The following is a 13,991-nucleotide window of genomic DNA, read 5'->3' on the forward strand; positions in this document are numbered from 1 at the left end:
ACAGAGATTGGTATCTTCCATGGCGACTGACGACCAGCTTCGCGAATATCTCAAGCGCGCCGCCGCCGACCTGCAACAGGCCCGCAGGCGGCTGCGCCAGGTGGAGTACAAGGCGCGTGAGCCGATCGCCGTCGTCGGCATGTCGTGCCGCTTCCCCGGCGGCGTGACCAGCCCGGAAGGGCTGTGGCGGCTGGTGGACGAGGGCGTGGACGCCATCTCGGGGTTCCCGGCCGACCGCGGGTGGGACATCGACGCGGTGTACGACCCCGACCGCGGCAAGGCCGGCACGTCGTACGTGCGCGAGGGCGGGTTCCTGTACGACGCGGCGGACTTCGACTCGGAGTTCTTCGGGATCAGCCCGCGTGAGGCGCTGGCCATGGACCCGCAGCAGCGGCTGCTGCTGGAGGTTTCGTGGGAGGCGCTGGAGCGGGCCGGGATCGACCCGCACGCGTTGCGCGGCAGCCGGACGGGCGTGTTCGCCGGGGTCATGTACGACGACTACGCCACCGGCGGGCCGATCCCCGAAGAGCTGTACGGATACATCGGAACCGGCGTCCACCCCAGTGTGCTCTCCGGCCGGGTGTCCTACACCTTCGGGCTGGAAGGCCCGGCGATCACCGTGGACACGGCGTGCTCGTCGTCGCTGGTGACGCTGCACCTGGCCGCGCAGGCGCTGCGGCAGGGGGAGTGCTCGCTGGCGCTGGCCGGCGGCGTCACGGTGATGGCCACGCTGGGGACCTTCGTGGAGTTCTCCCGGCAGTCCGGGCTGGCCCCCGACGGGCGCAGCAAGTCCTTCGCGGCCTCCGCCGACGGGGCGAGCTGGTCGGAAGGCGCGGGCGTGCTGGTACTTGAACGCCTGTCGGACGCCCGGCGCAACGGGCACCAGGTGCTGGCCGTGCTCCGGGGTTCGGCGATCAACCAGGACGGGGCCTCCAACGGGCTGACCGCGCCGAACGGCCCCTCCCAGGAACGCCTGATCCGGCAGGCCCTGGCCAACGCCCAGCTCTCGACCGCCGACGTGGACGCGGTGGAGGCGCACGGCACGGGGACCACGCTGGGGGACCCGATCGAGGCGCGGGCACTGCTGGCGACGTACGGGCGGGATCGTGCCGCAGAACCGCTGTGGCTGGGGTCGATCAAGTCGAACATCGGGCACACGCAGGCGGCGGCGGGCGTGGCCGGTGTGATCAAGATGGTCATGGCGATGCGGCACGGGGCATTGCCGCGTACGTTGCACGTGGATGAGCCGACGCCGCATGTGGACTGGTCGGCCGGGGCCGTTGAGCTGCTGGTCGAACCGAGGGAATGGCCGCAGGTGGATCGGCCGCGCCGGGCGGGGGTCTCCTCGTTCGGGATCAGCGGGACGAACGCGCACATCATTCTGGAGCAGGCCCCGGAGGAGGAGCCCGCCGAGGTTCGGCCGTTCGGTGGGGTGCTGCCGCTGATCGTTTCGGCGCGGAATGAAGCCGCTTTGCGTGAGCAGGCCGGGCGGCTCGCTGAGCACCTGCGCGAGCATCCGGAGTTGGAACCGTCCGATGTGGCGGTCTCGCTGACCGCTCGGGCGGCGCTGGAACGGCGTGCGGTTGTCGTCGCGGGTGACCGTCAGGCGTTGCTCGATGGCTTGGAAGGGCTGGTCCCGGGTGCCGAGCCGGTGGGCGGCCGGACCGGGATGCTGTTCTCCGGCCAGGGGTCGCAGCGGCTCGGGATGGGCCGTGAACTCTATGAGGCGTTCCCGGTCTTCGCCGGTGTGGTGGACGAGGTCTGCGCGGTGACCGACCAGGTGCTGGACCGGCCTCTTCGTGAGGTGATGTGGGGCTCCGACGCTGCTGCGCTGGAGCAGACGGCCTACGCCCAGTGCGGGCTGTTCGCGCTTCAGGTCGGTTTGTACCGGCTGGTGGAGTCCTGGGGTGTGGTGCCCGATGCGGTGATGGGCCACTCGATCGGCGAGCTGGCCGCCGCGCACATCGCGGGGGTCTTCTCGCTGCGCGATGCGGCGGCGCTGGTCGCGGCTCGTGGGCGGCTGATGCAGGCGCTGCCCGAAGGCGGGGCGATGCTCGCCGTCGCCGTCGCCGAAGCCGATGTCGTTCAGGCGATTGAAGGACTCGGCCTGTCGGTCGCCGCCGTGAACGGGCCTTCGGCGGTCGTGCTGTCCGGGGATCGCCAGGCGTTGGAGGAGTTCGCGGCCGGGGTGGAGTGGCGGTCCCGGTGGCTGCGGGTGTCGCATGCCTTCCACTCGGCGCTGATGGACCCGATGCTGGCGGACTTCGCCGAAGCGGCCTCCCGGGTCACGTATTCGAGCCCGCGCATCCCGCTGGTCTCGAACGTCTCGGGGACCTGGGCCGGGCCGGAGGTGGCCGCGCCGGAGTACTGGGTCGAGCATGTCCGCCGGACCGTCCGCTTCGAGGACGGCGTCGCCGCCATGGCTGCCGATGGGATCACCCGTTTCGTGGAGATCGGTCCCGATGGCGTGCTCACCGCCCTGAACGAAGAGCGGCTGTTCATCCCCCTGCTCCGCAAGGACCGCCCCGAGGTCGAATCCCTGTGGACCGGCCTGGGCCGCGCCTGGGCCTCCGGCCTGACCGTGGACTGGAAGACCATCCTCGCCGGTGAAGGCCGCCGCGTGGACCTGCCCACCTACGCCTTCCAGCACGAGCGCTACTGGTTGCAGACCAGCAGTGGCACCGGCGACCCCGCCTCCCTCGGCCAGACGGCGGCGGAACACCCCCTGCTCGGCGCCGTGATCACCCTGCCCGGTTCCGTGGTGCTGACCGGCCGCCTGTCGGTGCAGGATCAGCCGTGGCTGGCCGATCACACCGTGCTCGGCCAGGTCGTACTCCCCGGCACCGCGTTCGCCGAACTGGCCCTCCAGGCCGCCGACCAGGTGGACTGCCGTACGGTCGAAGAACTCACCCTGCACGCCCCCCTCCTCGTCCCCCAGGACGGCGGGGTCGCGATCCAGGTGGTCGTCGAAGGCGCGGACGAGGCCGGTCGCCGGATGGTGGCCGTCTACAGCCGTGACCAGACCACGACGACCCTGCACGCCTCGGGCACGCTTTCCCCCGAGGACCCGCAGGACGTCTGGGAGCCGGTCGCCTGGCCGCCGCCCGGGGCCGAGGTCGTGGACGTCGAGGGCGTGTACGACGAGGACCGCCCCGCCGCCTACGGCCCGGCGTTCCAGTGCCTGCGCGCGGCGTGGCGGCGCGGCGACGACCTGTACGCCGAGGTCGCCCTCCCCGACGAGGTGAAGTCCGCCGGCTACGCCCTGCACCCCGCCCTGCTGGACGCCGCCCTGCACGTCCGCACCCTGCTGGGCGGCGCGGAGCCCACCGCCCCGGCCGCGATGACCGGTCTGCGGCTGCATGCCTCGGACGCCCGCGGCCTGCGCGTCCACATCGCGGGCACCCGCCTGACCGTCACCGACGACACGGGGGAGCCGGTCGCCGAGGCGGCCTCGGTCACCCTGCGCCCGCTGCCGGTCGAGCAGATCGTGTCCGCGCAGGCCGCGCGGGACGGCCTGCTGGAATCCCTCTACCGGCTGACCTGGTCGCGGCACAACGCGCCGCGCGCCGCCGCCCCTGGCGCGTTCCTGGCGACCGGGCCGGACGTGGCGGCGATTCAGGAGGCGCTGCCCGGTACGCCGGTCCACCCGGACCTCGCGGCGCTGGCCGAGGCGGGCGTGCCGGAGACCGTGGTGCTGGTGTGCCCGGCTTCGGCGGGCGAGGTGCCGGGCACGGTCCAGCGAACGCTCGCGCACGTGCTGGCCGTGGTCCAGGAGTGGCTGGCCGACGAGCGGTACGCCGCCGCGCGCCTGGTCGTGGCGACCCGGGGGGCGGTGGCCGTGCAGCCGGGCGAAAGCCCGGCCGACCTGGCGCACGCCGCCGTCTGGGGACTGCTGCGCTCGGCGCAGGCCGAGCACCCCGACCGGTTCGTACTGGCCGACCTCGACGACTTGGCCGCGGCGGAGGTCGCGGCGGCGGCGGCCGAGCCGGAGCTGGCCGTCCGCGACGGCCGGTTCCTGGTACCCCGCCTGACCAGGGCGGCGACGGACGGCGACGCACCCGGGTGGACTCCCGGTGGCACGGTCCTGATCACCGGGGCCACCGGCGGCCTGGGTCCCGTGGTGGCCCGGCACCTGGTGGCCGAGCGCGGCGTGCGGGACCTGCTGCTGGTCAGCCGCCGCGGCCCGGACGCCCCCGGCGCGGCCGAACTGCGCGACGAGCTGGCCGCGCTCGGCGCGGACGTCGAGATCGCCGCCTGTGACGTGGGCGACCGCGACGCCCTGGCCGCACTTCTGGCGGGCCGCGACATCGACGCCGTGTTCCACGCCGCCGGAGTCCTGGACGACGGCGTTGTCGGCGCGATGACGCCCGAGCGGCTGGCGGCGGCCCTGCGGCCCAAGGCCGACGCCGCCTGGCACCTGCACGAACTGCTGCCGGACGTGTCGGCGTTCGTGCTGTTCTCGTCGGTCGCCGGCGTGCTGGGCGGCCCGGCGCAGGCCAACTACGCCGCCGCCAACGCCTTCCTGGACGCCCTCGCCGAACGACGCCGGGCCGAAGGCAGGCCCGCCCTGTCCCTCGCGTGGGGCCCATGGGACGAGGAACGTGCCATGGCCGGGCGGCTCGGCGGCGGCGACACGGCCAGGATGCGCGACTCCGGCGTGCTCTCCCTGCCCACGGACGAGGCGCTGGACCTGCTCGACCGCGCGCTGTCCGGAGGCGTCGCGGCGAGCCTGGCCCCCGTCAAGATCGACCACGCCCGGCCGGGGGCGCTGGCCGCCAGGCTGCGCGGCCCCTCGCGCCGGTCGGCGGCGACCGGCTCCTCGCTGGCCCGCCGCCTGGCCGGGATGGACGAACGCGAGCGCCGCGAACAGGTGCTCGCCCTGGTACGTACGCAGGTCGCGGCCGTGCTCGGCCAGAAGTCCGCGGCGGCCGTCGAACCCGGCAGGGCCTTCCAGGACCTCGGGTTCACCTCCCTGGCCGCCGTCGAACTGCGCAACGCGCTCGCCGCCGCCACCGGCCTGCGCCTGTCCGCCACGCTGATCTTCGACTACCCGACGCCGCTCGCCCTCACCGACCACCTGCTCGCCGAGGTGGCGGGGGCCAGGACCACGCAGGGCCCCCGCGTGACGACCGCGGCCGACGACGACCCGATCGTGATCGTGGGCATGTCCTGCCGCTACCCGGGCGGGGCCGACAGCCCCGAGGCACTGTGGCGGCTGGTCGCGGACGGGGTGGACGCCATCTCGCCGTTCCCCGCCGACCGCGGCTGGGACCTCGACGCCCTGTACGACCCCGACCCCGAACGGCCGCACACCACCTACGTCCGCGAGGGCGGGTTCGTGGACGACGTGGCCGACTTCGACAACGCGTTCTTCGGGATCAGCCCGCGCGAGGCGCTGGCCATGGACCCGCAGCAGCGGCTGGTGCTGGAGGCGGCCTGGGAGGCGCTGGAGCGGGCCGGGATCGACCCGATCAGGCTCAGGGGGACGTCGGCGGGCGTGTTCGTCGGGTTCGGGCTGCCCGACTACATGATGGACGGCCAGTTCAGCATCCCGGAGGACACCGAGGCGTACCTGAGCACCGGCACCTCGGGATCGGTGATCTCGGGGCGGGTCGCGTACACGCTCGGGCTCGAAGGCCCGGCGGTGTCGGTGGACACGGCGTGCTCGTCGTCGCTGGTGGGGCTGCACCTGGCGGCGCAGTCGCTGCGGCAGGGGGAGTGCTCGATCGCGCTGGCGGGCGGCGTCACGGTGATGTCCACGCCGAGTACGTTCGTCACGTTCAGCAGGCAGCGCGGGCTGTCCCCGGAGGGGCGCTGCGGGGCGTTCTCCGAGAGCGCCGACGGCACCAACTGGGCCGAGGGCGTCGGGCTCGTGGTCCTGGAACGGCTGTCGGACGCCCGGCGCAACGGGCACGAGGTGCTGGCCGTCGTACGCGGGTCGGCGATCAACCAGGACGGTGCCTCCAACGGCCTGACCGCGCCGAACGGGCCCTCCCAGCAGCGGGTCATCCGCCAGGCGCTGGCGAACGCGGGGCTCGCGGCCCACGAGGTGGACGCGGTTGAGGCGCACGGCACCGGCACCACCCTGGGCGACCCGATCGAGGCGCAGGCGCTGCTGGCCACGTACGGGCAGGGGCGGGACGAACCGCTCTGGCTCGGTTCGATCAAGTCGAACATCGGGCACACCCAGGCGGCGGCGGGCGTCGCGGGGCTGATCAAGATGGTCATGGCCATGCGGCACGAGACGCTGCCGCGCACCCTGCACGTCACCGAGCCCACCACCCACGTGGACTGGTCGGCGGGCAACGTCAGGCTCCTCACCGAGCCGGTACCCTGGCCCGCCGCCGAACGCCCCCGCCGCGCGGGCATCTCCTCCTTCGGCGTCAGCGGCACCAACGCCCACGTCATCCTCGAACAACCCCCGCACCAGGCGGCTTCGCCGCCCCCGCCGGAGTCGGCGGCCCAGCCCGGCGGGCCGGATCAGCCGCCTCTGGCCGATCACCCGGCGTCGGTGGACCAGCCGGATCAGCCGGATCAGCCGGACCAGGCAGGCCACTCGGATCGGCCGGGCGTGTCCGACCGGCCGGGGCAGCCGTCGGCCGTCGTACCGTGGGTGTTGTCGGCCGCCTCTGAACCCGCGCTGCACGCACAGGCCGCCCGCCTCGCCGCCCACTCCTCCGGGGATGTGCGGGATGTCGCGTGGTCGCTCGCCGCGACCAGGGCGGCGCTGGGGCGGCGGGCCGTGGTCGTCGGGGCGGATCAGGAGGCGCTGGCCGCCGGGCTCGCCGCGCTGGAGCGCGGGGAGAGCGCCGACAACGTCGTGGCCGGTGGGCCCGCCGCCCTGGACGAGAGCGCGGCGGCCGGTGGCGTGGTGTTCGTCTTCCCCGGCCAGGGTTCGCAGTGGGCGGGCATGGCGGTGGACCTGATGGAGTCCTCGCCGGTCTTCGCCGCGCGCCTGGCCGAGTGCGAACGTGAGCTGTCCACGCTGGTGGACTGGTCCCTGACCGCGGTACTGCGCGGCGACTCCGGTGCTCCCGACCTGGAGCGCGTGGACGTCGTGCAGCCCGTGCTGTTCGCGGTGATGGTCTCGCTGGCCGAGACCTGGCGGGCCGCCGGGGTGAGCCCGGCCGCGGTCGTCGGCCACAGCCAGGGCGAGATCGCCGCCGCCTGCGTGGCGGGCGCGCTGAGCCTGGCCGACGCGGTCCGCGTGGTGACGCTGCGCAGCCGCGCCCTGGGCGTGCTCGCCGGGCGCGGCGGCATGGTCTCGCTCGCCGAGGGCGAGAACGCCGCCCGCGAACGGCTGGCCCGCTGGGCGGGCCGCGTGTCGATCGCGGTGGTCAACGGCCCCGGCACCGTCGTGGTGTCCGGCGACCCGCAGGCCCTGGACGAGCTGATGGCCCAGGCCGCCGAGGACGGCGTACGCGTCCGCCGCCTCCCGGTGGACTACGCCTCCCACTCCCCGCAGGTCGAGGAGATCGCCGACGACCTGGCCGCGGCCCTAGCGGGCGTGTCCCCCGTGCCCGGTACGGTGCCGGTGTACTCCACGGTGTCCGGCGAGCGGATCGACGGCTCCGGGATGGACGCCGCCTACTGGTACCGCAACCTGCGCGAGACGGTGAACTTCGAGGCCGCCACCCGGCGGCTGCTCGACGACGGCCACCGCGTGTTCGTCGAGATGACCCCGCACCCCGTCCTCACCGTGGCCGTGCAGGAGACCGCGGAGTCGGCGGGCGTGCCCGCCGCGGCCGTCGGCAGCCTGCGCAGGAACGACGGCGGCCTGGACCGGCTGCTGCTGTCCTTCGCCGAGGCGTGGGTGAACGGCGTCGCCGTGGACTGGCCCGCGCTGACGGCGGGCGGACGCCGGGTGGACCTGCCGACGTACGCGTTCCAGCGGCAGCGGTTCTGGCCCGACGCCGCCCCCGAAGAGGTCGCCGCGACCGGCGCGAGCGCCGTGGAGTCCGGCTTCTGGCAGGCCGTCGAACGCGGCGACCTGCGGGCGCTCGCCGCCACCCTGGAGATCGACCACGAAGGGCCGCTCGGCGAGGTGCTGCCCGCCCTGGCCACCTGGCACCGCAGGCGCAACGCCGAGGCCGTCGTCAACGGCCGGCGCTACGAGGTCACCTGGAAGCCGGTGACCGTCACGGGCCCGGACCGGCTCGACGGTACCTGGGTCGTGGCCGGGCCGGACACCCAGGTCGTGCGCGAGGCGCTGGCCGCGCGCGGGGCCGACGTGCTCACCCTGACCACCACCGAGGCCGACACCGACGGGGACGCCCTCGCCGCCCGGCTCGCCGACCTGCTCGGCGACCGCGTCCCCGTGGGTGTGCTGTGCCTGACGGCGCTGGACGAACAGCCCCTGGCGGACCGGCCGCACGTGCCGGCCGGGCTCGCCGTCACGCTCGCGCTGGTCCAGGCCATGGACGCCCTCGAACTGCGGACGCGCCTCTGGTCCGCGACCAGCGGCGCGGTGTCCATCGGCCGGTCCGACGCGCTGCGCCGCCCCACACAGGCGCAGACCTGGGGGCTCGGCCTGGTCGCCGCGCTGGAACGCCCGGCCACCTGGGGCGGCCTGATCGACCTCCCCGACCTGTCCGGCGGCCTGGACGAGCGGGCCGCCGACCGGCTGTGCCGGGTCCTCGCCGGATCGCACGGTGAGGACCAGCTCGCGCTGCGCCCGTCCGGCGTGTTCGCCCGCAGGCTGGCCCGCGCCACCGTACCGCCCGAGTCCCGGCCGTGGACGCCGGGCGGGGGAGCCGTACTGATCACCGGCGGCACCGGCGCGCTCGGCGCGCACGTCGCCAGGGACCTGGCCCGCGCCGGGGCCACCCGGCTGGTCCTCACCAGCAGGCGCGGCGCGGACTCGCCCGGAGCCGCCGACCTGCGCGCCGAACTGGCCGGGCTCGGCGCGGAAGTGGAGATCGCCGCCTGCGACGTGGCCGACCGTGACCAGGTCGCGGCCCTGCTCGACCGGCTGGCCGCAGGCGGCACCCGGGTCACCGCCGTCGTCCACGCCGCCGGGGCGGCCACCTCGGCGACGATCGAGGACACCACCCCGGACGAACTGGCCGACGCCCTCGCCGCCAAGGCGGGCGGCGCGGCCAACCTGGACGAACTCCTCGGCGACCTGGAGGCGTTCGTGCTGTTCTCCTCCGGCGCGGGCATCTGGGGCAGCGGCGGCCAGGCCGCGTACGCCGCCGCCAACGCCTACCTCGACGCGCTCGCCCGCAACCGCGCCGCCAGGGGACTCCCGGCGACCGCCATCGCCTGGGGCCTTTGGGCCGGGGCGGGCATGGGCGAGAACGTGGCCGCCGACCAGCTCCGCAGGCGCGGCCTGTACGCGATGCCGCCCGAGGAGGCCGTCACCGCGCTGCGCCTGGTCACCGGCCAGGGCGAGGCCGGGGCCGTCGTCGCCGACATCGACTGGGCCAGGTTCGTGCCCGGCTTCACCGCCGCCCGGCAGAGCGCCCTGATCGGCGACCTGCCCGAGGTGCGGGCCCTCGCCGCCGAGACCCCGCAGGCCGGGGTCGACACGGGGCTGGCCGGGCGGCTCGCCGGGGCGTCCCGCGCCGAACGCGACACCGTACTGCGCGAGCTGGTGTCCACGCACGTCGCGGCGGTGCTCGGGCTGGGCGGCGCGGACCAGGTCGAGATGAACCGGGCGTTCAAGGAGCTGGGGTTCGACTCGCTGATGGCGGTCGAGCTGCGCAACCGCGTCGCCGCCGGCACCGGCCTGCGGCTGCCCACCACCCTCGTCTTCGACCACCCCAACGCCACTGCGCTGGCCGCCCACCTCGGCACCCTGCTGCCCGGCGGGGACGACCTGCCCGCCCGCGCCGAGACCGTCCCGGCCGCCGCGCTCGACGACGACCCCATCGCGGTCATCGGCATGGCCTGCCGCTACCCCGGTGGCGCGGACACGCCGCAGAAGCTGTGGGAGCTGGTCGCCGGGGGCGTGGACGCGATCGGCGCGTTCCCCGCCGACCGTGGCTGGAACCTGGACGCGCTCGGCGACGTACAGGTACGCGAGGGCGGTTTCCTGTACGACGCGGCCATGTTCGACGCGTCCTTCTTCGGGCTCAGCCCCCGCGAGGCGGTCACCATGGACCCGCAGCAGCGGCTCATGCTGGAGACCGCCTGGGAGGCCATCGAGAGCGTCGGCATCGACCCGGCCACGCTGCGCGGCAGCCAGACCGCCGTGTTCACCGGCGTCGGCAACGCCGACTACTCCGACGATGTGGAGGACCTGCCCGAGGAGGCCGAGGGCTACCTGCTCACCGGCACCTCGGGGGCCGTCGTGTCCGGGCGGGTCGCGTACGTGCTGGGCCTGGAAGGGCCCGCCGTGACCGTGGACACCGCCTGCTCCTCCTCCCTGGTCACGCTGCACCTGGGCGTGCAGTCGCTGCGCAACGGCGAGTGCTCGCTCGCGCTCACCGGCGGGGTGGCGGTGATGTCCAGCCCGATGGGGTTCACCGAGTTCGGCAAGCAGGGCGGCCTCGCGGCCGACGGGCGCTGCAAGGCGTTCGGGGCCGCCGCCGACGGCACCGGCTGGGCGGAGGGCGCCGGGATGCTGGTGCTGGAACGCCTGTCGGACGCCCGCCGCAACGGCCACCCGGTACTGGCCCTGATCCGTGGCTCGGCGATCAACCAGGACGGCGCCAGCAACGGCCTGACCGCCCCCAACGGCCTGTCTCAGCAGCGGGTCATCCGGCAGGCGCTGGCCAACGCCCGGCTGTCGGCCGCCGACGTGGACGTGGTGGAGGCGCACGGCACCGGCACGACGCTGGGCGACCCGATCGAGGCCGAGGCCCTGCTCACCGCCTACGGCCAGGACCGGGCCGAGCCGCTGTGGCTCGGTACCGTCAAGTCCAACATCGGGCACACCCAGGCGGCGGCGGGCGTCGCCGGGGTGATCAAGATGGTCATGGCGATGCGGCACGAGGTGCTGCCCCCGACCCTGCACGCCGGACAGCCGACGCCGCACGTGGACTGGTCCTCAGGCGGGGTACGCCTCCTCGCGGAGCCCGTTCCCTGGCACCGCAACGGCCACCCGCGCCGCGCGGGTGTTTCGGCCTTCGGTATCAGCGGCACCAACGCCCACGTCATCCTGGAACACCCCGAAGACACTCCCGCCCCGGCCTCCGGCACGGCCCCGGGGTCCGGGGCCACGCCGGTGGTCGGCTCCGGCCTGGGGGCCGACGCAGTCCCGGGCGGTTCTGGGCGTGCGGCCGAGGACGGCGGGGCGGATCGGACGCTGCCCTACGTGGTGTCCGGGCGGAGTGTGGAGGCGTTGCGGGCGCAGGCGGGAAAGCTGCGTGATCACCTGGCCGCGCACCCCGGGCTCGCGCCGGACGCGGTGGCGCGGACGCTGGCCACCGGGCGTACCCACTTCCAGCACCGCGCCGCGGTGGTCGCCGCCGACCGGGCGGCGCTGCTTCGCGACCTCGACGCCCTCGCGTACGGCACGACCGCCGGTGCCCAGGCGCGGCCCGGCAAGGTCGCGTTCCTGTTCACCGGGCAGGGCAGCCAGCGCGTGGGCATGGGCGCCGAGCTGCACCGGCGGCACCCCGCCTACGCGGAGGCGTTCGACGAGGTCTGCGCGTACCTGGACCGCCACCTGGACCGCCCCCTCCAGGACGCGCTCGCCGACCCCGCCCTGATCGACGAGACCATGTACGCCCAGGCGGCGCTGTTCGCCGTCGAGGTGGCCCTCTACCGGCTGATGGACGGCTGGGGCGTGCGGCCCGACCACCTGCTCGGCCACTCCATCGGCGAACTGGCCGCCGCCCACGTCGCCGGTGTCCTGTCCCTGGAGGACGCGACCAGGCTGGTCGCCGCCCGGGGCAGGCTCATGCAGGCGCAGCCGCGCGGCGGCGCGATGATCGCCGTCCAGGCGTCCGAGGCGGAGGTCACCCCACTCCCCGCCGGGGTGGCGCTGGCCGCCGTCAACGGCCCGGCGTCGGTGGTCGTCTCCGGCGACGAGGAGGCCGTCACCGCGTTCGCCGCCCACTGGGCCGACCAGGGCCGCCGCACCCGCAGGCTGCGGGTCAGCCACGCCTTCCACTCCCACCACATGGACGGCATGCTGGAGGAGTTCCGCCGCGTCGCGGCCGAGCTGACCTTCCGGCCGCCCGCCGTCCCCATCGTCTCCAACCTCACCGGCGCACCCGTGCCTGACGAGGAGCTGTGCGCCCCCGACTACTGGGTGCGGCACGTCCGCGAGGCCGTACGCTTCGCCGACGGCATCGCCTGGCTGGCCGATCAGGGCGTCACGACCTTCCTGGAACTGGGCCCGGACGGCACGCTCACCGCGATGGCCCGCCACTGCGTCACCGAGGACGTCTTCGCCACCTCCGCGCTGCGCGAATCGCGCCCCGAGGAGCAGACGATCATCCGGGCGGTGGCGGACCTGCACGCTCACGGCGTGCCGGTGGACTGGACGGCCGTGCTCGGCGACGGCGCGAAGGCCGCGCTGCCGACGTACGCCTTCCAGCGCACCCGCCACTGGCTCACGGGAGGCCCGAGGCGGGCGGGCGGCGCGGAAGGGCTCGGTCTGGACAGCGTCGACCACCCGATGCTGGGCGCGGCACTCAGCCTGGCCGACGGCGAAGGCTGGATGTTCACCACCCGCCTGTCGCAGAACACCCACCCCTGGCTCGCCCACCACGACGTCATGCACATGCCGATCCTGCCCGGCATCGGCCTGCTGGAGCTGGCGCTGTCGGCCGGCCGGCGGATCGGCTGCGACCAGGTGGACGAGCTGAACTTCCAGGCCCCGATCATCCTGCCCGAGACCGGCGGCGCGCAGCTCCAGATCCGGATCGGCGCGCCCGACCCGGCCGGACGCCGCCCGATCAGCATGCACTACCGCCTCGACGGCGAGGCCCGCCCGGACCTGGACGAACCCGGCGAGTGGATACGCAACGCCACCGGCTTCCTCAGCACGTCGGACGGCACGCCGCCGCGCACCGACCTGGCCGTGTGGCCGCCCGCCGGCGCGGAACCCGTGGACACCGGCGACCTCTACGCCCGGCTGGCCCGGCTCAGCTACAACTTCGGCCCGTCGTTCCGCAGCCTGCGGTCCGCCTGGCGGCGCGGCGAGGAATGGTTCACCGAGGTGCGGCTGCCCGCCGAGTACCAGGCCGACGCCGCGCGGTTCGCCATCCACCCGGCCATGCTGGACTCCGCCGGGCACGTGCAACTGGTCGAGGAGGCGGAGAACATCCCCGGCGGCCTGGTGCCCGTGCTGCTGTCCATGCGCGGCGTCCGGCTGTACGCGGACGGCCCGGCCTCCCTCCGGGTACGGCTCGTGCCGCCGGACGCGCACAACCGCAACGACGGCGTCGCCATGGAGGTGGCCGACGAGACCGGCAGGCTCGTCGCCACGATCGAGTCGATGGTCGCCAAGGCGGTCGCGCCCAAGCAGTTCGGCAGCGGCCCGGACGGCTCGCTGCTGCGCGTGGAGTGGAGCCCGGCGGGCGATCAGTCTCCTGCGGAGGGCGCGTACGTGCTCACCGGGGACGGCTTCGACTGGGACGGCCAGGCCCCGGCGACGGTGGTCGCGGAGTGCCCGCAGGCCGGGCCGGGCGACGGTCCCGAGGCCGTCCACGAGGCGACCCGATGGGCGCTCGGGCTGGTACAGCGGTGGCTGGCCGACGACCGGTGCCGCGACTCGCGGTTGGTGATCGTGACTCGTGGTGCGGTCGCGGTCCGGCCGGATGAGACCGTGGAGGACCTGGCCGGTGCGGCGGTCCGGGGTCTGGTGCGGTCGGCGCAGACCGAACATCCAGGGCGGTTCGTCCTGGTGGACACCGATGGGCCGATTCCCGCGCTGGTGGACGGCGAGCCGGAGTACGCGGTCCGTGCCGGGCGGGTGTTCGTGCCCAGGCTGGCCCGGGTACGGCCGGCGGCCGGGGAGTCGCCCCGGGTGTCGGGTCCGGTGCTGGTGACCGGTGGCACGGGCGGGCTGGGCGCGTTGGTGGCCCGGCACCTGG

General features: G+C 74.8%; 1 protein-coding gene. It reads left to right on the plus strand.

Translation table 11 applies throughout. The features are described from left to right. Nucleotides 1-19 precede the first annotated feature (19 nt). On the plus strand, nucleotides 20-13,991 hold a 13,972-nt coding region (locus ACH34R_RS23990; protein WP_397563751.1), incomplete at its 3' end, for a type I polyketide synthase.

It is taken from the genome of Spongiactinospora sp. 9N601 (assembly GCF_044326295.1).
Lineage (GTDB): Bacteria > Actinomycetota > Actinomycetes > Streptosporangiales > Streptosporangiaceae > Spongiactinospora > Spongiactinospora gelatinilytica.